We start from the raw sequence: 20,417 nt of genomic DNA, 5'->3' as shown, positions 1-20,417 counted from the left end.
GCGGGCCCGTCGGGGACCCGCGGAGGCGTCAATCCTCGAGCTGGTCCTCGCGCTTGGCCTCGACGAGGTCGAGCTCGCGCTCCTTGCGCGCGCGGAAGCGTTCGCCGTAGCCCTCGATCTCTTCCTCGGGGATGACCTCGCGGGCGCGGCCGAAGACCTCGTCCTCCTCCTCCTCCATGTGGTGCTCGTACTCGTCGCGCAGCTTGTTGAAGGTCTTGAGCCATTCGGGGCTCGACATGTCCATCCCGTGCAGCTCCTCCATCATGTCGTCCATCTGCGCGTGCTCCTCGACCGAGTGGCGCGCGGCGTCCTGTCCCCAGGTTTTCGACATGAGCTTGGAATAGAACGTCTCCTCCTCGGCTGCGGCGTGGCTCTTCACGTCGCGGAAGAACTCGGACCAGGCGTCCTTGCGCGCCTCGCTCGCCCCTTCGGTATCTGCGATCGTGGCGAGGAGCTCGCGGTGGCGTGCGTGGTCGGCGCGGATGGCGTCGTAGATGGACATGTAAGCTTTCCTTTCACCCTTGTGGTCGGTCGCCCGAGGAGCCGGGACGCCCGCGGGCGGACCACCGCGCGCGGGCGGGACGGTCGGCTGTCGGGGGTGCCCCAGAGCACAAGGCGCGACCGGTGCGCCGGGTTCCCGGCGCGCGCGCCTCAGGGCAGGACCGAGAGCCAGAACCACGCGGTGACGATGGAGAGCGCCGTCGCCAGCAGCACCGAGGACGCCGCGACGCGGCGGGCACGGCCGTACATGTTGGCGAAGACGTAGGCGTTCACGCCCGGCGCCATGGCTGCCGTCACCACCGCCGAGCGCAGATCGACCGTGCTGAGCGCCAGCGAGCGCCCGAGCGACCAGGTGATCGCCGGGTGCAGGAGCAGCGTGACCGCGCAGACGAAGCCCACGATCCGCAGGTCGCCCTCGGGACGGTAGCGGTAGAGCACCCCGCCAAGGCCGAACAGCGCGGCGGGCAGGGCGGTGCGGATCATCATGTCGAGCGCGTCCGTCACCGGGCCGGGCAGGCCCAGCCCGAAGAGGTTGAACACCGCGCCGAAGGCGATCCCGATCACCAGCGCGTTGCGGAACATCGCCCCCACGACCTTGCCCGGCAGGGAGGTGAGGCGCGCGCCGCGGGCACGGACGATCTCCATCGCGGTGATGCCGAGGCCGTAACAGAAGGGGGCGTGCATCGCGATGATGGCGTAGTTCGCCTCGAGCGCGTCCGGGCCGTAGGCGCGTTCGGTGATCGGGATGCCGAGCAGCAGCGAGTTCGCGAAAAGGCAGCAGAAGCCGATGGCGACCGCGTCCTCCCAGTCGCGCCCGAAGACGACGCGCGCCGCGAGAAGCCCGGCGGCAAAGCAGCTGGCCGAGCCGGCGTAGAACGACAGGAGGAGCGCCGGGTGGAAGCTCTGCCCGATGTCGAGCGTCCAGATCGCGCGGAAGAGCAGGCAGGGGATCGCGAATTGCTGGGTGAAGACCATGAGCCCGTCGACCGCGCTGTCGGCGAAGAGCCCGCGCCAGACCGCGGCGTAGCCCGCGCCGATCAGCAGGAAGACCGGCAGGATGACCTCGATCAGCGACTGCATGGCGGGGCCGCGCGGGCGGTCACAGCGGGTATCTCAGCACCATCCCGTCATAGGCCGGCACGACGTTGTCCGGCGTCTCGGCGGCGACCGCGTCGTAGTCGAGGTCGATGTGCATGTTGGTCAGCACCGCGTGCGCCGGCGCCATCCGCGCGATCCAGTCGAGCGACTGCGCGAGATGGGTATGCGTGGGGTGCGGATCGCGCCGGAGCGCGTCGAGGATCCAGCAGTCGAGGCCCTCGAGATGCTTCCAGGCTTCATCCGGAATCTGAACGACATCGGGGACATAGGCCACGTCCTTGATGCGGAACCCGAGCGCGTCGATGCTGCCGTGATGGACCCGGAACGGCGTCAGCCGGATGGGGCCGCCGGCGCCGTCCACGGTCACCGGGCCGTCGATCGTGTGCATGTCGAGGATCGGCGGATAGGGGCTGCCCTCGGGTTGCACGAAGGCGTAGCCGAAGCGCGAATAGAGGCTGTCCTGCGTCGGGCCGTCGGCCCAGACCGCGAGGCGTTCGCGCCGGTTGAAGACGATCATGCGCAGGTCGTCGATGCCGTGCACGTGGTCGGCGTGGGCATGGGTGTAGAGCACCGCGTCGAGCGTCCCGATCCCGGCATCGAGCAGCTGCGCGCGCAGGTCGGGCGAGGTGTCGATGAGCGCGCGGGTGACGCCGCCCTCGGTCTCGCGCTCGACCAGCAGCGAACAGCGCCGGCGGCTGTTGCGGGGGTTCTGCGGGTCGCACGCGCCCCAGAGCCCGCCGAGTCGCGGCACGCCGCCCGAGGATCCACAGCCGAGGATGGTCAGGCGCAGCTCGCCCGTCATGCGGCCTCCGACCAGGCGGCGGCCTTGGCGAAGAGACGCTCGAAATTGGCCTCGGTCGCGGCGGCGAAGTCGGCATAGCTCAGCCCGAAGACCTCGGCGCCGACGCGCGCGGTGTGCGCGGTATAGGCCGGCTCGTTGCGCTTGCCGCGATGGGGCGGCGGCGCGAGGTAGGGGCTGTCGGTCTCGACGAGCACGCGGTCGAGCGGGGCGGCCGCGAAGATCTCGCGCAGGTTCTCGGACCGCGGGAAGGCGGCGATGCCCGACATCGACAGGTAGAAGCCGAGGTCGAGCGCGATGCGCGCAAGCTCGGCCCCCGAGGAAAAGCAGTGCATGACGCAGGAATAGGGCTGCCGGCGATAGCCTTCGGTCAGGATCGCGGCCACGTCGTCGTCGGCGTCGCGGGCGTGGATGATGAGCGGCAGGCCGGTTTCCTGCGCCGCCTCGATGTGGATCTCGAGCGAGCGCTTCTGCACCGCGGCGCTGTCGGCGGTGTAGTGGTAGTCGAGCCCGGTCTCGCCGATGCCCACGAATTTCGGGTGCCGCGCGAGCGCCACGAGGTCCGCGACGCTGGCCATCGGCTCCTCGGCGGCGCTCATGGGATGGGTGCCCGCGGCGTAGAAGACCGGCGCGTGCGCCTCGGCGATGGCGCGCACCGCGGGCTCGCTCCGGAGCCGGGTGCAGATGGTGACCATGCGGTGCACGCCGGCCTCGCCCGCGCGCGCGACGATCTCTGCCTGCCGGCCGTCGAAGTCGGGAAAGTCGAGGTGGCAGTGGCTGTCGGTGATGCGGGTGTCGGCCAAGGGTGCGATCTCTCCGCTCTCTGAGGGGGCGTGCGCGACCCGGGTATCCAGCATCGTGCGGGGAGGGTCAAGGCGGCGCGCCGCGCGCGCCCGCGCGCCTCAGCGCAGGACGGCGGCGGCGGTGTCGCGCAGGTGTCCCATCATGTCGAAGACGAGGCTCGCGGGGTCGACGTTCACCGCGCGGCCGTGTCGCGCGCGCTCGGCCGTCACCTGCGCGACCTCGGCCCAGGCGCGGCCCGCCCGCAGGTCGGGGGCGAGCCGGCTCAGCGTGCGCTTCTCGTCGGGCAGGGCGGCGCGATCGGGCGGCGCGCCGGTGACGCCGGTGCGCGCGAGGCGCGCGAGCGCGAGATCCGCGAGCGCGAGGAGGAGGTCGAAATGCGCCTCGCGGCCCCGCGCCGACACCGCTTCCGCCAGCCGCAGGGCGCGCGGGCGGTCGAGGTCGGGCATGCCGCCGAGGATGTCCATGAACTCGGCATAGAGCGCGAGCCCGTCGAGGTTCAGAAGCCGCAGCGCCGCGCCCACCGATCCCGCCGAGAGCTCGGCCAGCGCGTCGGTGCGGGCGGGATCGATGTCGGCGCCCGCGCCGCCGAGCGCACGCGCCATGTCGTCGGGCCCGAGGGGGGAAAGCCGCAGCTCGCGGCAGCGCGAGCGGATGGTCGGCAGGAGCCGCGCGGGCTGGTGGCAGACGAGCAGCAGGACCGTGTTCGCCGGCGGCTCCTCCAGCAGCTTGAGGAGCGCGTTCGCCGCGTTCACGTTCATGTCGTCGGCCGCGTCGACGATGATCGCGCGGCGCCCGCCATCGGCGGCGGACATCGTCATGCGTCGCTTGAGGTCGCGCACGTCCTGCACGCGGATCTCGGCGGCGAGCCGGTCGCCCCGGTCGTTGGCGCCCCGGCGCAACAGCAGGATGCCCGGTTCCGACAGCGCGCGGCTGCGCCGGGCCACCGGGTGGTCCTCGCTGATGTCGAGCGTCGCGGGCGGCTCGGGCGCGCCGAAGAGGCCGTCGTCGTCCGCGGGCGGCGGTGTCGCCACGAGGAACCGCGCGATCCGCCAGGCGAGCGTCGCCTTGCCCACGCCCTGCGGCCCGGTCAGCATCCAGCCGTGGTGCATCCGCCCCGTCGCCCAGGCGTTCAGGAACGCGGCCTCTGCCGCGGCCTGCCCGACGAGCGCGCGCGTCTCGCGCGGGTGCGGTGCGCCCTCGACGCGGTCCGGTTCGGGCAGCTCGACCTCGGCCATCAGGATTCCTTGAGAAACTTCCGCGCGATTCCGACGATGTTGCCGGACACCTCGTCCTCGGACTTGTTGCCGTCGATCACGCGGAACCGGCGCGAGCGGTGCGCGAGGTTGAGGAAACCCGCGCGCAGGGTCGCGTGCAGCTCGATGCCGAAATTCTCGAACCGCGCCTCGGCGCCCACACGCTTCGTGGCGCGCGCATGCGCGACGCCCGGGTTCATGTCGATGAGGAAGGTCAGGTCGGGCTCGAGGCCGATCATCAGCGCGTGCAGGGTGTCGACCTTGGCGCGCAGGTCGCCGCGGGTGATGCCCTGGTAGGCGCGGGTGCTGTCCACGAAGCGGTCGCAGATCACCACCTTGCCCGCGTCGAGCGCGGGCTGGATCGTGCGTTCCACGTGGTCGCGCCGGGCCGCGGTGAACATCAGGAGCTCGGTCTCGGCCGACCAGCGGTCCGGCGCGCCGTGCAGAAGCAGCGACCGTATCTCCTCCGCCCCCGGGCTGCCGCCCGGTTCACGGGTCAGGACGACGTCGTGCCCGTCCTGGCGCAGCACCTCGGCCAGCCGGCGCGACTGCGTCGACTTGCCGCTTCCGTCGATGCCCTCGAACGTGAGGAAGGCACCGTAGCGTCTGGCAGTTCCCATCACATGACTTCCTGCGGACTCGTCCCGAACCTCCGCAGCAGTACCCCCGCAACCGTCATCACCCGGTTAACGAAGCCCGCCCCCTGCACGGCGTTCTCGGCCACGAGCGGCACGCGGTGCTCGGGCAGGCCCTCGGGGCGGATGATGAGCTCTGCCAGCTGCTGGCCTTGCGCGATGGGCGCCTCGAGCGGGCCGGTATAGACCACCTCCGCCTCGAGCGGCGCGCCGGTCAGGACCGGCACGAGCAGCGTCAGGTCCTCCTGCGCGACCAGACCCACCTGTTCGGTGGCGCCGAGCCAGACATCGGCGGTCGCCACGCGCTGGCCGGCGGTGGTGATGGTCTTCTCGGCGAACTGGCGGAAGGCCCAGTTGACGATCGACTCGCTCTCCTCGGCGCGCACGCGGGTCGAATCCATGCCGGTCAGCGCGAAGATCACGCGCCGGTCGCCCTGCTTGGCCGAACCCACGAGCCCGTAGCCCGCTTCCTGCGTGTGCCCGGTCTTGAGCCCGTCCGCACCGATCCCGAGCCCGAGGAGCGGGTTGCGGTTGCTGACGTTTGCGGGCGCGCGGCCGTCGAACTCGAACCGCTGCTCCGCGAACATCGGATAGTATTCGGGGTAGTCGAGGATCAGCCTGTTCGCGAGCAGCGCGAGGTCCCGCATGGACATCACGTGCCCCTCGGCGGGCCAGCCGTTCGAGTTCTTGAAAACCGAGTTCGTGAGCCCCATCTGCTGCGCCCGCCGCGTCATCAGCTCGGCAAAGCCCGCCTCCGTGCCGTTCGGGCTCAGCGCCTCTGCGAGCACGACGCAGGCGTCGTTGCCCGACAGCACAACGATGCCGCGCAGCAGGTCCTCGACGCGCACCCGGTCGGTGGTGTCGAGGAACATGGTCGATCCCCCGTAGCTCGCGGCGTGGCTCGACACCGGCAGCCGTTCGTCGAGCGACAGCCGGCCTTCCTCGATCGCCTCGAAGGCCATGTAGAGCGTCATGAGCTTGGACATCGACGCCGGCGGCAGCGCCTCGTCGGCATTCTTGGCCAGAAGCACGGTGCCGGTCTTCTGGTCGAGCACGAAGGCGGCGCTGGCGCTCGTGTCGAAGGCAGCGGCGGGCAGGGCGAGCAGGGCGAGCAGGGCACTCGCGGCCAGCCCGGCGAGGCAGGAACGCAGGAAGGGGATCATCGGCAGCTCCTCGGGTCGCTCGAAGGATTACGGGCGCGGACTTGCAGATCCGCGCCCGGTCGTCAAAGCCCCCGCAGCGTCACGGGGCCCATGTCAATCGGTCACGGCGTAGGCGTCAGTAAAGCCGTTCGCCTTGATCTTCTTCAAGAGTGCGTCGATCTCGGAGGCCGACTGGGCGGGGCCGACGAGGACCCGCCAGAACGTCTTGCCGCTCGAGCTCTGGCGCTTGACCGTGGGCACCATCCCGTCCTGGCGCATGGCTGTCGCGGTGTTCTCGGCGTTCTCCTCGACGCTGAAGATGCCGATCTGGATGTAGGGCCGGGACAGCGGCGAGGCCGCGCGCTGCGCGGTCTCGACCGGCGCCGGCGTCGGCACGGGGGACGCGGCGGGCGCGGGCTCGGGACGCGGGTCGGGCACCGCCGGCGCAAGCGGCGCCGCGTCGACCTGGCCCGCGGGGGCGAGCGTTCCTGTCTCGGTGTTCTCGACGTCGCTGGCGGTGGCGCTCGCCGCGCCGGCGGACGCGTCGGGCGCGGGGACCGCGTCGGGGTCCCCGTCGACCTCCTCGCGGCGCAGCGCCACGACGCTCAGCGGCACCGGCTGGCCCGCCAGCATGTCGAGCGCCGCCGCGGCGTCCGAGGACACCTGCAGCCGCGGGCCCGGCGTCTCGCGCTCGCGCTTGAAGAGCGCGCCGATCACGAACTGGCCGTTGGTCTCGTTGCGGATGATCACACGCTCGGGCTCGCGCACCTCGGGATGGGCGACCCACACGCCGCCGAGCGACGGCCGGCCGTCCCAGAGACCGTTCTCGGACGCCTCGAAGACCTCGGGCGCCTCGATGTCGCGCTCGACGATGCGGCCGCCGCGCGCGCCGCCTGAATCGAGCGTGGCCTCTTCGCCGTCCGTCCCGCCCTTGAGGAAGCCCGGCCTGCCGCCGCCCTCGCCGCACCCGGCAAGCGCGATCGCGAGGCAGAGCGCGGCAAGCCCCGCACCCCGCGCGGTGCGGCGGGGGATGCAGATGCCCTGCCGGAAGCCGGATACGTTCCGGCGGACGAAGCCCACCTGTCTGCTCATGCTCGCCCTTGCCTCTACGGTTCTTGACGCGTCCTCGTCGCTCGCCGGCTCCGCCGCATCCGAGCGACGGGCCGACCCGCGCTGCCGCTTGCGCGGGAGTGTAGCGGCTGGCGGTTCCCGAGGAAAGTCTCTTGGACCCGGGCGCGGCATTTCGGCGGCCGGCCGCTTTCAGAATCGACCGCGGCCCGCTAGGTGTCCGGAACCCGCCCGCAGGGAAGGCAGGGAAGCGTGGCCGAGTGGTTGAAGGCACTGGTCTTGAAAACCAGCAACGGTGCAAGCCGTTCGTGGGTTCGAATCCCACCGCTTCCGCCAGATTATCTTTTGCGGTCTCTTCACCCCGTAACACTTTGAAGGGAAAGGTGGTTTCCGGTGTTCTAAGTCCTGATTTATGGCAGTACCTGAGCCTTTCAGAGAACACGACTTTCAGGACCGCAATCCTCCACTCATAGCTCTCTTTTTTCCATATATCACAGGGGGTTGAGATTACTTTCAAAGTGTGTTCAAACATCTCATCAAAGCTGCCGATACTCTTGCCAAGATCTGAGAGCTTCTCTTTGCAGATCACCTGTTTCTTCTGACATTGTGCTATGCGCTTCTCGTATGCTGAGGCGACCGAGTCGTTTTCGGTTTCGACGATCCGATCGAGGAGCTTTTCCTGCTCTTGTTGAAGAAGCTTGATTTGCTTCTCCAAGTCACGGCGCCGATCCAAGGTAGCGGCTTGATTATGCTCCCAGAGGTCACGCAACATCCTTTTCATAACTTTGGCCACGGTTTCATGCGGTTGTAACTCGGATAGGAGACTGACAAGATTCGCCTCAAGTTTGTCGCCGTTGATTGATTTGCCCTGCCTGTCGCAACGCTTGTTGAAGCACCGGTAATAGGGGTACATTTTGCCGCTCTTGCTCCGGCTCCAGCCTGCGGTTAGCGGTCGGCCACAATCATCGCACAGCACGAAGCCGCGCAAAGGAAAATCTTCGCTTGTCTCCTTCCCAGAATGTACGCGCGAATTTCCGTCGAGCCGCTCTTGGATGAGCTGAAAAGTCGGGTAGCTGATCAAGGGCTTGTGCTTGCCTTTTCGAAGGGAAATCGACCATTTTGGATAGTCGATGTATCCAGCGTAGAGTGGATTGCGCAGCATCCCTTCCATTCTTCCGTTCCCGAGTACGGGGCTCTTTCGGGTCGCTATGAACTCCGGTTGAGCTTCAACAAACCGCTTTGCCGATGCAGCGGTCTCGAAGCGACCGCTGGCGAAGCCTTCGAGTGCCTCGCGGACAATGCCAGAGAGGCCATCGGGTTCTATGGGTTTGCCTTTTCCGGCTGACCGATAGCCGATCGGGGCCGCCAGGCACCAGTAGCCGTCAGACAGTCGTGCCTTCTGGCAACGTTTAACACGCGCAGCATTGTCTTCTCGCTCAAATTGGCCCATCCCAACATGGATCGTCTCCATGAAGCGGCCAGCAGGAGAATCTTCGAATGTAAATGTGGGTGACCTAAAAATCGCTCCATGGTCAGTCGCATATCTTTTGATATTTTGATAGATCGCGACATCACGAGCCACACGTGAGATAGCGTCGACGACAATTACAATACTGTCTTTCCTATTTTTCTTGATCCAGTTTTTCAGATCTTTCAAACCCTCTCGATTGTCTGACCCGCCGGTGCTATCGTCAGTGAATGTCTCAACGACCTCAAAGTCATTCTGACGACAATACTCTCGGCAGGAGCTAATTTGAGAATTGAGACCGTTGCCCTGTTGTACTTGTCGCTTTGTGGAAACACGGGCGTAGATGGCTGCCTTTGAACCCGTCCTCATCGCTTACCTCCTTAGATTTGCTTATACTATTGAGAATTTTGGGCCATTTTCTTAGCGAGATGTTGCACAGCACTCCATCTACGCGTCCTGATCAACGCCGTCTTCCAAGTCCACAGCTTTTGTAGTGTAGCCCGCGCCCCATAGGAAGATGAGGATGGACCAGAGTGCCGAGACAAATTCTTCTTTCCGCGCCTCGCTGAGATTTGAATCGTCTAATTGCCTTGCATAGATTTCCCAGTCTATTTCAATTACTTTTGGACTGGACTCCCTTGAGGGAATTTGAGAATCTATATTGTCACGTGAAGTATCTGAGTAATCCACGAGTTGGACCTCCAAAAGCAAATATTCCAGATCAGCACGGAGACATCTCCTTGCCGAGATGAGGCGCTCATAACCTCTTCAAGCTTCATGCGGACGATCTGACATAATGGAGCGAACGGCAGCCACGCAGAGTCAAGGGAAATTCACGTCGAAGCATATGGTTTCCCCTCAATTACTACCTCGAGTAGCATGATCATGAGATAGTTTTTTCCGAGGCACCGGGTTTCACCCTGTCAGTCATGTGTTCGACAGGCGATTCGAAGTTTTTTCCGCAAGCATCCCGGGGGGCAATTTCCAGAAGATCGTCATAGGATGTTCCTTCGAGCGTGATGCGCCTTGAGCAAAGGGCTGGTCTTTCAGGCCGGTCGAGTTGGACATTGGCCGTCTTCTCGACTGACGAAGAAGAAAATTTCGCCAACTCCTGATTTTCTCGCAACGGGGTCGTTCGTCGAAGATGATGACGCTTTGATGTTGAAATGCCTGTCCGGATGGGTGACCTCGGATGACGGAAAAAACTGAAGGTGATTGGCTTGGAGGTCGGTCATCAGTGCTTTGGCAAATTGATGTGGCAGGACGAAATAACTGTAGCCAGGTCAAGAACCCCACACCGACCGCGCTGGCCGTAGTAGCCTCCGTAGTTGCAGCATGGCATGCCTGTCGCGTTCGGCCCATTTGCATGTGCCGGCTGCTGTTCGAAATCGAGAAAGCGGCGCGGCATCGGAAATCGCTCATATGTATCCGGCCTGTTGATCGGTTCGCGGGCCCTGGCCTTGATGGGGTTGCGCCCACACCTTGGTCTCATTAGCGGCAAGGTCGGTGATGCCTGATGGGCCGTCAGACTCTGGAGGCAATGGATACAAGGATCTCGCAGCGGCGCGCGGCGTGGAGCACTTTGTCGTGGGCAGCGATCCAGGCACCCGCGTCGCGGCAGGCTGCTACCACATTCACAACGTCAACTCGCTGCGCACACGTTACGACAGGTTCGTCAAGCCGTTCTGCGGGCCGGCGTCGAAGAACACCCCCAAGAAAATTTGCGGCGGCGACCAAGATGCACGGCCTCGAGCCGAGGCGGACCATCGGCTCGCCGATGAACGAAATCCTTGTAGAGCCCGACCTCGGGTACTTGCCTATTGGGGATAGGGTCGTGGCCAAGTTTCCGAACGCCAAGACCTCGGTCCGCAGCGTGGCCAGCGTCGCGGCCGTAGTGCGCAAAAACGGCGTGGACGTCCCTATGAGCAAGAAGTCCGGCAAGGTGCCGATGCCTTGGCCCGCGATCAGGAGGTCGCGCAGGACGAGGCTGTTGCCGACACGAACCGGCGGATCGAGGTCGATCGTGATCGTGCCGGAAGGGCCAGTCAGCGCCCATGAAGTCAGGTGGTCCGCGAGCAGGAAGCCGACCACCCGATACCGGGCGATGTCCTGCGGGACAACCGGCACGCCCGCCCGGTCCAGATAGGCGGGGGATGCGAAGATCCGCTGCCGCATCGTCCCGACCTTCCGCGCCACCAGCGCCGAGTCGGGCATGGCAGGCCGAATACGGATCGAGACGTCGAACCCGCCCTCGACCATGTCCACCACCCGGTCGTCCATGGACAGCGTCAGACGCAGATCGGGATAGGCGTCGAGAAATCCGGGCAGGATCGGCGCGATCACCGTCTGCCCGAAGGAGCTGGAGGCGTTGACCTTGAGGTGCCCCTGCACGGCCCCGGCGCCATCTCGGATGCGCGTCTCGACCTGGGTTACGGCATCCAGAATGCCTGTCGCCTCGTCGTAGTAGAGCCGCCCGGCATCAGTGAGCGACATGGAGCGGGTCGTGCGGGTGAGCAGCGTCGTGCCAAGACTCTCTTCGAGCAGTTTGATCTCGCGGCTCAGAAGCGCAGGCGACACGCCAAGATCCTCCGCCGCACGCGCGAAGCTGCCGCGTTCGACGATGCGGCGGAAGGCGTGCATGACGGAAAGTTTGTCCATTCGTCTCGGTCGTTTCTCGCGCGAGCGCCCCTTGAGGGTCGCATGCACCCCGACCCTATCACGGGCACGGCAAGGCGCGAACGGATTGCGTCCCCGCCCGCCGAAAGACCCTGACTGCCGGCCAGGCCGCCTGCCGAACCGTAGGCCAGTGCAGGATCGCCCGAATGGTCTCGTTGGGCTTCTCCTGCTGGATCCAGTGGCCGCTGTCGAGGCTGTGGGCCGCCACTTCATCAAGAACGGCCCTGAGCTGCCGCTCGAGGGCCGGCCCATCGCTGCCGCGCAGCTACCCCGAACCAGTCATTCGCGGCCAAGTGCAGCATGTTCTGGCAGCCCAAGGTCAGCAGTGCGGACTTTCCGGTCGTTCGGCGACTTACCGATGCAACTGCAGCTTGACGATGGAGTCGCTCGCAGCCGCAGCACGCAGGGTTCTGCGCCGCGGCGCAGATCACGGAAGCGGTCGTTGAAGGCTGCGCCGGACCAAGGAACCTAATCCCACCTTTCGCTGCGCCTCGTCGCAGCGCCGCCCATACGGGCAAAGCGAGCTTTCTCCGCAATTGAACGAACGGACGCTCTTAGATTTCGGCCTCGCAAGCGATGTCTCCGCCTCACGCGGGATCAGCAGACGGCTTAACATCCCAGGGGAGCAGTGAGCCAATCCTGCTCGCCGGGTGGTCAGCAGAGATGGCTTCGAGGCAGGCCTACAGGTAGGCGTCGGGGTCGACGCGGCCGTCATCGATGAATGTCTGCTGACCGCCCCACTGGCGATGGATGTAGGTCAGCTTCTCGCCGAGGCGTGACTTGGCCGAAATTCGGAGACGTTGTGCCTGCAGCCAGGCTCCGAACTCAGCGACGAAGAGTCCGCTACGGGCGTCACGAGCGGACAGTCGTTGGTAGACACCCATGCCACGGATCTCCGTCTCAATGCGGTAAGGCTCGGCAATCCGGTGCAGTCTCTTGGCGGCGAACTCCGGTTCGTCGCGGTCGAAGACCGCAAAAGATCCAATTACGACTGAAGTTCAGTGTTACAAATCCGTTGTTCCAAGTAACGTTACAGGGCCCCTTCTTGTCCTTGAAACCGGACGAGAAGGATACCGGATGCGGCCTCCGTTTCGTGCCCCCCTCATCCGGAGCGCGAGACTTCCAACTGATAGGTGCGCTCGCGCTCCGGCCATGTGCTCTTGATGTAGTCGAGCACGGCACGGATCTCCGCATCGCTCAGTACGTCTGCGAAGCCGGGCATGTCGCTCTCGTATCCGCCACCGACCACGGCGGCGGTGCCTTCCTTAACGATCCGGAACAGGACCTCGTCGGGATGGTGCCATGTGTGGCCGCTCTCGTCGTGCGGCGGTGCGGGCAACCGGCCGGATGCGAGCGGCGTACGCCAGTCGGGCTGGCCCTCCAGGTCCGCGCCGTGGCAGGCGGCGCACTGATCCGCATAGATCTGGCGTCCTTGCGCGATGATGTCCGCCGACGCCACGGCGGTGGATGCGGTACCGGCATAACGCCAGCCAGCAAAGACCGCGAAGATCACACCTCCGACGACCAGACCGATCCCGACAGTATTTCGGAGAGCTTTTTTCAAGACGTCTGTCCCCGATCACTGCGGAATAACATTCGCGTTTGGTCGAGACCACGTTGTGCCAGCGGCGAGGCGCCTGTCACAATGGACATTCTCGTGAGCAATGCCTATCTTTGCAGCATGATCGCACGTGTCATCACCATGCTTGCCATACTCGCGATCACCGTGGTGACGACGGTGACCTCCGCGCATGCGACACGCATGAGCATGAATTCCGGTGTGGATCACGCGGTGCATGTCGCCGACATGATGCACTCGCCGGTCATTTCGGGCCTCGGCTGTGAAGCTGGAGAGCACTCTGGGTCGGCCGATGCCGAGATGTGCGAGTTCGTCTGCGCAGGCCTCTCGGCCTTCCTGACTTCGGCAGGCGGGGAAGCCGGGCAAGCTCACGGCGCCGCCAGTCATGACGTCCCGTCCGCGGCAATCCACGTCAGCCGTGCGCCGGGACTGAACGAACGCCCTCCGAAACTCCGTCTCCTCTGAGCGCGCCCGGGCCGACGCCCGCGGCGTCCCATCGGTATTGATGAACGGGACATAAGTCCCGAGGAGACGACAATGAACACGCTTTCACGCCGCGGCTTTCTTGCCGCAAGCGCCGCCGCCCTTGGCGCGGCACAGATGCCCCACATCGCCTTCGCGCAAGGGATGGCGCCGATCAGCCTCTCCGCCGCGACCCGGACCCTCGATATCGACGGGCGCGCGGCAACGGTCTTTGGCCTTGCCGGCCTCGGCGGTCAGGGACTGATCCTCAACCCCGGCCAGAGGTTCCGGATCGATCTGACCAACGATCTCGATGTCGGCACCATCATCCACTGGCACGGCCAGATCCCGCCGAATGCGCAGGACGGCGTGCCGGACATGCCGATGCCCCTTCTCGCACCGGGTGAAACCCGATCCTATGACTTCGAGGCACGGCCGGGCACCCACTGGATGCACAGCCATGTGCCCACCCAGGAGATGCAGCTGCTCGCCGCGCCGCTAATCGTGCGCTCGGCCGAGGACGTTGCTGCCGACCGGCAGGACGTCGTGATGTTCCTGCATGACTTCTCGTTCAAGGCTCCCGAGGAGGTTCTCGCCGAAATCGGCGCGGGCCATGGCGGCGGGCACGGCGCTGGCCACGGTGCAGGTGTGCAACCCGATCAAGGCGCTCCCATGGGAGGCATGGGGGCGATGCAGGGCATGGATCATGGCGCGATGGGCCATGGCGGCATGGGCAACATGGGTGGGATGATGGGCATGGGCGGCCAGATGGGCGGCATGGCCATGGACCTGAACGATTACGACTGGGACGCCTATCTCGCCAATGACCGGACCCTGTCGGACCCCGAGGTGGTGCAGGTCGAGCGTGGCGGGCGCATCCGGCTCCGGGTCATCAACGCCGCCGCAGCGACCGTGTTCTGGATCGACACCGGCGGTGCCGAGGCACGCCTGGTTGCGGCGGACGGGCACGCTGTCCAGCCTCTATCGGGCACGCGGTTCGGGCTGGCGATGGGCCAGCGGCTCGACATCGAGATCGACCTGCCGAACGAAGGCGGCGCCTGGCCGATCCTTGCACTGCGCGAAGGCGCGCGGGAGCGCACCGGCCTTATCCTCGCCACGCAGGGTGCCGAGGTTCGGCGCCTCGATGACATGGCGGAGACCGCGGCTCCCGCGTTCGACACCGATCTTGCGCAGGAGGCGCGCCTCATCGCGCTGGACGCCCTGCCGGATCGACCCGTGGACCGCAGCCAGATGCTGATGCTGGGCGGTTCGATGCAGCCGTACGTCTGGACGATAAACGGGGCAGTCTGGGGCCAACACCAGCCAGTCGCCGCGCGCAGGGGCGAGCGGGTCGTGCTGTCGTTCCACAACATGTCGATGATGGCCCACCCGATGCATCTGCACGGGCATGTGTTCCAGGTCGTCGGCCTGAACGGACGGCGTGTCGCCGGTGCGCTGCGCGACACGGTTCACGTGCCGCCGATGTCGATGGTCGACGTGGCGCTCGACGCGGGCGAAGCCGCGCGCTGGATGCTGCATTGCCATCACATGCCGCACCTTGCGACGGGGATGATGACCGAGTTCGCGGTCACGGCGTCGGTCTGATCCGGGCGGGGCGTCCAGACAGGGCGCCCCGACGTCCCGACACCGATCCTGTGCTGTCCTGCCCCAGGTTGTCGTGAGGGCCGGTCAAAAGGCGCACCTTGCGGGTGAAAATCAGGAGGATGAGATGATGACCTGGAACGACATGGGCTCTGGAATGGGTTTCGGAATGGGGTTTGGCTGGCTCTTCGGCCTGCTGATCCTCGTGCTGGTGGTTTTGGCCATAGCGGCACTGATCAAATACCTTCGGAAGTGAGAAAAAGGACTTGGAAATGACCTACACGATCAATCGAATGATCGCCGACGCGGGTATCGACGACATCGACGCTCGCACACGAAAGGCGCTGGCGGATCATGGCTTTGGTGTCCTGACAGAGATCGACGTCAAGGCGACAATGAAAAAGAAGCTCGATGTCGAGATGCCAGCCTATCGCATCCTCGGCGCCTGCAACCCCAAGATGGCGCATCAGGCCATCGGGATCGAGCCGCGCGTCGGTGCGATGTTGCCATGCAACGTCATCCTGCGCGAGGTCGACGGTGGCGTGGAAGTCAGCGCCATCGATCCTGTGGCATCGATGCAGGCGATCGAGAACGCCGAACTGACGGCCGTGGCGGGCGAGGTGCGCGCCCTCCTGGCGAAAGCCGTCGAGGCGATCTGAGATGAGCCTGCGCGCCGCCATCCTCACGGGCCTTGCGATCCTCGGGATCGGACTGCTCGGCATCTGGTTGGTCGCGCCCTCGGTGTTCGCCGAGGCTCGCGGACTTCTGGACGGCGAACGTCTGGAAACGCTGGTGGCGCGTGCGGGTCTCTGGGGGCCGGTCCTGATCGTCACGCTTATGACCATCGCGGTCGTGGCCAGCCCCATCCCGAGCGCGCCGATCGCACTGGCGGCCGGAGCGGCCTACGGACATCTCTGGGGAACCGTGCAGGTTGTCATCGGCGCCGAGCTCGGGGCACTGATCGCCTTTGGGCTGGCGCGGGTTCTGGGGCATGACGCTCTGCGGCGGGTGTTCGGCGCCCGCGTCGATGCCGGGCTGCTCGGCTCGCAGAACGCTCTAACGGCGACGGTCTTTGCCAGCCGCCTGATGCCCTTCGTGTCTTTCGACATGATCAGCTACGCGGCCGGACTGAGCCGATTGCACGCCTGGCGTTTCGCCGTCGCAACACTGGCGGGGATCATACCGGCAAGCTTCCTGCTGGCGCATTTCGGCGGTGAGGCGGTTAGCGGAGACCTCGGGCGCGCGACATGGGCGGTGCTCGGACTCGGGTTTCTGACGGGGTTGCCGCTGCTCTGGCTGGCGCTGCGGCAAGAGCCTGAAAAGGGAAACCCATGAAGAAAAGCGACTACGAGAAGAACAGCATCACCCTTCCTGGTGCGGTAGCCATGGGCACCGGCGTGATGATCGGCGCGGGCATCTTCGCGCTGACCGGCCAGATCGCCGAACTCGCCGGGCCTCTCTTCCCGCTCTCGTTCGTCGTCGGCGCCATCGTGACCGCCTTCAGCGCCTACACTTATATCAAGATGTCGAACGTATACCCTTCTGCGGGCGGCATCGGGATGATCCTGAAGAAAGCCTACGGACCGACGACGGTCGCGGCGGGCGCAGCCCTTCTGATGGCGCTGTCGATGGTCATCAACGAAAGCCTCGTCGCTCGCACTTTCGGAACCTACACCCTGCGAGCCTTCGGCGGCGATCCGGACAGCATTCTCGTGCCGGTCCTCGGCGTGGGGCTGATCGTCTTCGCCTATCTCGTGAACGTCTCTGGCAACCGGTCGGTCGGGCTGCTGTCCGTTATCATGGCCATTCTCAAGGTGGGCGGCATTGCGCTGTTCGGGGCGGCCGGTCTGTGGGCCAGCGGCATCTCGTTCGAAGCGTCGGGCGGAGATTTTCGTGCGGGTGGGTTCGTAGCGTCGGTCGCGCTGTCCATTCTCGCCTTCAAGGGGTTCACGACCATCACCAACAGCGGCGCCGAGGTGACCAATCCGCATCGGAACGTGGGCCGGGCCATAGTCCTGTCCATCGCCATCTGCGTCGTCGTCTACCTGCTGGTCGCATTCGCGGTCGGCTCCAGCCTGCCGCTCGATCGCCTCGTGGCGGCGAAGGACTACGCGCTGGCTGAAGCGGCCCAACCAGCCCTCGGGCAAACCGGCTTCTACCTGACGGTGGCGCTGGCGCTGGTGGCAACTGCCTCGGGCCTGATCGCCAGCGTGTTTGCCGTCTCGCGGATGCTGGCGATGCTGACGGACATGAAGATGATCCCGCACAGCCATTTCGGGATGCCAGGCACGATCAAGGACCACACGCTCGTTTACACCGTCGTGATCGCAGGCTTCCTGACGGTCTTCTTCGACCTCAGCCGCATCGCCTCGCTCGGGGCCTTCTTCTATCTGGTGATGGACATGATCATCCACTTCGGCGTGTTCCGGCATCTGCGCGAAGAAATCGGCGCTCGGGGCTGGGTGTTGCTGACGGCAATCGCACTTGATGCCGTGGTGCTGGCCGCCTTCGCCGCGATGAAATGGCAGTCCGACCCCTTGATCGTCGTCCTGGGTGCGATCGGCATGGCGCTGGTGTTCCTGTTCGTCGGGATCTTCCTCGCACGCAATCCCGCCCCGGAAGGCGCTCACGACCACCATTGAAAAGGGCTTGAGCTTCCAACGGCTGGAGGCCGCAAGCTGAAACGAGATACCGAAAGGCTGGCAGACCATGGAGCACGATCATCATCACGCGGCGCCCGACATTCCGGCGGGGACCGAGACGGCGAAGGATCCGGTCTGCGGGATGACGGTCGCGGTCAAACCGGACGGGCGTCACGCCGCGTTCCAGGGCGAGACCTTTCATTTCTGCTCAGAGAAGTGCCAGACGAAGTTCAAGGCGGATCCGTGGTTCTACGCTTCGGGCCGGGCCGCCCGGCAGAAGAAGGCTGCTCCGGCCAACGTCCAGTACACCTGCCCGATGCATCCGGAGATCGTTCGCGATGCGCCAGGGTCCTGCCCGATCTGCGGCATGGCGCTGGAGCCGATGGTCCCATCGGACAAACCCAGCGAGGAGTTGACCGACTTCACGCGTCGGATGTGGATTTCGGCGGCGGCGGCGGTGCCGCTCATCATCCTGACGATGGGTGAACTGGTCGCGCTGCCAGTGCGCGACTGGATCGGGCATCAGACCGCAAGTTATCTCGAGTTCGTGCTGGCAACGCCGATCATCCTCTGGGCCGCCTTGCCTTTCTTCCGGCGCGGCTGGGACTCCATTGTGAACCGCAGCCCAAACATGTGGACGCTGATCAGCATCGGCGTGGCGGCGGCCTACCTTTACTCGCTCGTCGCGACGTTCCTGCCGGGGGTGTTTCCGGAACAGTACCGGATGGGCCACGGCGTCGGCACCTATTTCGAGGCGGCGGTGGTGATCGTCGCGTTGGTCTTCGTGGGCCAGGTGCTGGAATTGCGCGCCCGCGAACGCACCGGCGATGCGATCCGCGCGCTTCTGGATCTGGCGCCGAAGACCGCGCGGCGGATCCTGCCGGACGGCACTGAATACGATGCGCCGCTGGAGAACATCATGGAGGGCGACCGGCTGCGCGTCCGTCCCGGCGACGCTGTTCCGGTCGACGGCACGGTGATCGAGGGCCGCTCGTCGCTGGACGAAAGCATGCTGACCGGCGAGTCGATGCCCGTAGAAAAGGGCCCGGGCGATGCGGTGACCGGCGCCACGATCAACAAGAACGGTTCCCTCGTGATGGAGGCGGCCAAGGTCGGGTCCGACACCGTGCTGGCGCAGATCGTCGCCATGGTGTCGAACGCGCGACGCTCGCGCGCGCCGATCCAGGGGCTGGCCGACCAGGTGTCGGCGGTGTTCGTGCCGACCGTGGTCGCCATCGCCATCATCGCCTTCATCGTCTGGATGATCTTCGGTCCGGAACCCGCGCTGGTCTTCGCCATCGCCTCTGCAGTGTCCGTCCTCATCATCGCGTGCCCCTGCGCGCTTGGCCTTGCGACGCCGATTTCCATCACCACGGCCGCGGGGCGCGGCGCACAGTCGGGCGTGCTGATCAAGGACGCCGAGGCGCTGGAGCGTATGGCGGGTGTCGATACGCTCATCGTCGACAAGACCGGCACGCTGACCATGGGCAAGCCGAAGCTGACGGAGGTTGTGGCGCTTGGCGACATCACCGAGACGGAACTGCTGTCGCTGGCTGCGGCGCTCGAGCGCGGCTCGGAACACCCGCTGGCCGAGGCCATCGTCGAGGGAGCCGAGACACGGGGCGCCGCGCGCCAAGAGGCCACGGACTTCGAAGCCGTCACCGGCAAGGGCGTGCAGGGCCGCGTCGGCGCGCGCGCGGTGGCGCTCGGCAACGCGGCGATGATGCAGGAGATGGGGCTTAATACCGCGCAGGCCGAGGCAAACGCCGACACCCTGCGCACCGAGGGCAAGACGGCAATGTTCGTCGCTCTTGACGGCGCGCTCGTTGGCATCGTGGCGGTCGCCGACCCGATCAAGGACAGCACCGCGCAAGCCATCAGGGAACTTCATACCCAAGGTCTGCGGGTCATCATGGCGACCGGCGACAACGAGCGCACGGCACAGGCGGTGGCGGGCAAGCTTGGCATCGACGAAGTGCGCGCGGGCATCCTGCCCGAGGCGAAGAAGGAGCTGATCGACCAATTGCGCCGAGAGGGCCACAAGATCGCGATGGCCGGCGACGGGGTGAACGACGCACCGGCACTTGCCGCCGCCGATGTCGGCATCGCCATGGGCACGGGCGCGGATGTGGCGATGGAAAGCGCCGGCATTACCCTGCTGGGCGGCGACCTGATGGGCATAGTCCGGGCGCGCAAGCTGGCCCGCGCCAGCCTGCGCAACATCAAGCAGAACCTGTTCTTCGCCTTCGCCTACAACGCCCTTGGCGTCCCCATTGCTGCCGGGTTGCTCTACCCCGTGACCGGCCTGCTGCTCTCGCCGATGATCGCGGCGGCGGCGATGAGCCTGTCGTCGGTCTCAGTGATCACCAACGCCCTGCGGCTGCGCCGGATCGATCTTTGACCCGACAGCACACCAGCTGACTTCGGATTCGTTTTTCGTTGCGTAGACGCGTTCCCAATGATCGTTCGGCTCATCGGTCATTATGGCCTCCAGAGTTCTGCGCGAACCTATCATCTTGTGCAGCTGCCACGCCGCGTGAATGTCCGAAGTGTTCGCTGCTGCGACGCAGCAAGGATTTGGCACTTCTGCAATGGGGTCGAAGCGGTCATGCGGCGGGGCGGCAACCAATTCCGACTGTCTTGGCCAAGTCTACTGTCGCTTCCGGCCGATGCCGTTGAAAAACGCCT

At 65.6% G+C, this 20,417-nt stretch carries 19 protein-coding genes, 1 tRNA gene and 1 pseudogene; 8 read left to right on the top strand and 13 right to left on the bottom strand.

All coding sequences use genetic code 11. The annotated features are described in order from the left end of the window. Window positions 1-28 precede the first annotated feature (28 nt). The 8 genes from RISW2_RS06055 to RISW2_RS06020 all read right to left on the bottom strand — a co-directional run bounded on the left by RISW2_RS06055 (window position 29) and on the right by RISW2_RS06020 (window position 7,324). The gene (locus RISW2_RS06055; RefSeq protein ID WP_043768015.1) at window positions 29-502 is read right to left on the bottom strand and encodes a hemerythrin domain-containing protein; all 474 of its coding nucleotides are present in this window, start codon (window positions 500-502) and stop codon (window positions 29-31) included. Window positions 503-651: 149 nt separating this feature from the next. Beyond that, entirely contained in the window at window positions 652-1,581 is a 930-nt protein-coding gene (locus tag RISW2_RS06050) for an AEC family transporter (RefSeq protein ID WP_043768014.1), read from the bottom strand. A gap of 19 nt (window positions 1,582-1,600) precedes the next feature. Continuing rightward, complete coding sequence (locus RISW2_RS06045; RefSeq protein ID WP_043768013.1) at window positions 1,601-2,401, bottom strand: MBL fold metallo-hydrolase; 801 nt, start codon at window positions 2,399-2,401, stop codon at window positions 1,601-1,603. Further along, window positions 2,398-3,201, bottom strand: coding sequence for a TatD family hydrolase (locus RISW2_RS06040; protein WP_211238675.1), 804 nt, complete (start codon window positions 3,199-3,201; stop codon window positions 2,398-2,400). Before RISW2_RS06040 ends, RISW2_RS06045 begins: the two co-directional genes overlap by 4 nt. A gap of 99 nt (window positions 3,202-3,300) precedes the next feature. Then, on the bottom strand, window positions 3,301-4,437 hold the full coding sequence (locus tag RISW2_RS06035; protein WP_043768012.1) for a DNA polymerase III subunit delta': 1,137 nt from the start codon (window positions 4,435-4,437) through the stop codon (window positions 3,301-3,303). Further along, window positions 4,437-5,075, bottom strand: a complete 639-nt coding sequence (gene tmk / locus RISW2_RS06030) for a dTMP kinase (protein WP_043768011.1) — start codon at window positions 5,073-5,075, stop codon at window positions 4,437-4,439. The genes RISW2_RS06035 and tmk overlap by 1 nt, the downstream gene beginning before the upstream one ends. Continuing rightward, a complete protein-coding gene (locus tag RISW2_RS06025; RefSeq protein WP_043768010.1) occupies window positions 5,075-6,253 on the bottom strand; it encodes a D-alanyl-D-alanine carboxypeptidase family protein in 1,179 nt (392 codons plus the stop codon). Before RISW2_RS06025 ends, tmk begins: the two co-directional genes overlap by 1 nt. A gap of 93 nt (window positions 6,254-6,346) precedes the next feature. After that, on the bottom strand, window positions 6,347-7,324 hold the full coding sequence (locus RISW2_RS06020) for an SPOR domain-containing protein (RefSeq protein ID WP_043768009.1): 978 nt from the start codon (window positions 7,322-7,324) through the stop codon (window positions 6,347-6,349). Window positions 7,325-7,546: 222 nt separating this feature from the next. Between RISW2_RS06020 and RISW2_RS06015 the strand changes: the two genes are divergently transcribed. After that, window positions 7,547-7,636: transfer RNA gene (locus RISW2_RS06015), tRNA-Ser, on the top strand. Window positions 7,637-8,138: 502 nt separating this feature from the next. On the opposite strand, the pseudogene RISW2_RS25915 reads toward RISW2_RS06015, so the two are convergent. The 5 genes and pseudogenes from RISW2_RS25915 to RISW2_RS06000 form a co-directional block, all read right to left on the bottom strand. Then, window positions 8,139-9,137 (bottom strand): annotated as a pseudogene (locus tag RISW2_RS25915) (recombinase family protein); the annotation flags it as partial. Window positions 9,138-9,695: 558 nt separating this feature from the next. Then, window positions 9,696-9,836: a hypothetical protein gene (locus tag RISW2_RS25455; protein ID WP_211238674.1), complete on the bottom strand. Its 141-nt coding sequence runs from the start codon at window positions 9,834-9,836 to the stop codon at window positions 9,696-9,698. Window positions 9,837-10,292: 456 nt separating this feature from the next. After that, the gene (locus RISW2_RS25620) at window positions 10,293-11,426 is read right to left on the bottom strand and encodes a LysR family transcriptional regulator (protein ID WP_244437511.1); all 1,134 of its coding nucleotides are present in this window, start codon (window positions 11,424-11,426) and stop codon (window positions 10,293-10,295) included. Window positions 11,427-12,124: 698 nt separating this feature from the next. Continuing rightward, window positions 12,125-12,430: an IS66 family transposase gene (locus RISW2_RS06005; protein WP_084615270.1), complete on the bottom strand. Its 306-nt coding sequence runs from the start codon at window positions 12,428-12,430 to the stop codon at window positions 12,125-12,127. Window positions 12,431-12,546: 116 nt separating this feature from the next. Beyond that, window positions 12,547-12,954 (bottom strand): c-type cytochrome, encoded by a 408-nt coding sequence (locus RISW2_RS06000; RefSeq protein WP_051491831.1) that lies wholly within the window; start codon window positions 12,952-12,954, stop codon window positions 12,547-12,549. A 135-nt stretch (window positions 12,955-13,089) separates the two neighbouring features. On the opposite strand from RISW2_RS06000, the gene RISW2_RS05995 reads away from it, so the two are divergent. From RISW2_RS05995 to RISW2_RS05970, 7 genes are all read left to right on the top strand, one after another. Continuing rightward, window positions 13,090-13,488 (top strand): hypothetical protein, encoded by a 399-nt coding sequence (locus tag RISW2_RS05995; RefSeq protein ID WP_043768004.1) that lies wholly within the window; start codon window positions 13,090-13,092, stop codon window positions 13,486-13,488. Window positions 13,489-13,560: 72 nt separating this feature from the next. Further along, entirely contained in the window at window positions 13,561-15,090 is a 1,530-nt protein-coding gene (locus RISW2_RS05990; protein WP_043768002.1) for a multicopper oxidase family protein, read from the top strand. Window positions 15,091-15,217: 127 nt separating this feature from the next. Further along, complete coding sequence (locus tag RISW2_RS25800; protein WP_280113159.1) at window positions 15,218-15,343, top strand: hypothetical protein; 126 nt, start codon at window positions 15,218-15,220, stop codon at window positions 15,341-15,343. A 16-nt stretch (window positions 15,344-15,359) separates the two neighbouring features. Further along, on the top strand, window positions 15,360-15,746 hold the full coding sequence (locus tag RISW2_RS05985) for a DUF302 domain-containing protein (protein WP_043767999.1): 387 nt from the start codon (window positions 15,360-15,362) through the stop codon (window positions 15,744-15,746). A gap of 1 nt (window position 15,747) precedes the next feature. Further along, window positions 15,748-16,422, top strand: coding sequence for a TVP38/TMEM64 family protein (locus tag RISW2_RS05980; RefSeq protein WP_043767996.1), 675 nt, complete (start codon window positions 15,748-15,750; stop codon window positions 16,420-16,422). Next, complete coding sequence (locus RISW2_RS05975) at window positions 16,419-17,729, top strand: APC family permease (RefSeq protein WP_043767993.1); 1,311 nt, start codon at window positions 16,419-16,421, stop codon at window positions 17,727-17,729. Before RISW2_RS05980 ends, RISW2_RS05975 begins: the two co-directional genes overlap by 4 nt. 67 nt (window positions 17,730-17,796) lie before the next feature. Next, window positions 17,797-20,130, top strand: a complete 2,334-nt coding sequence (locus tag RISW2_RS05970) for a heavy metal translocating P-type ATPase (RefSeq protein ID WP_043767991.1) — start codon at window positions 17,797-17,799, stop codon at window positions 20,128-20,130. Window positions 20,131-20,417: the final 287 nt, after the last annotated feature.

This window comes from Roseivivax isoporae LMG 25204 (genome assembly GCF_000521865.1).
Classification (GTDB): Bacteria; Pseudomonadota; Alphaproteobacteria; order Rhodobacterales; family Rhodobacteraceae; genus Roseivivax; species Roseivivax isoporae.
The sequence above is the reverse complement of the archived record's forward strand: the minus strand, read 5'-3'. Positions and strand labels throughout refer to the sequence as shown.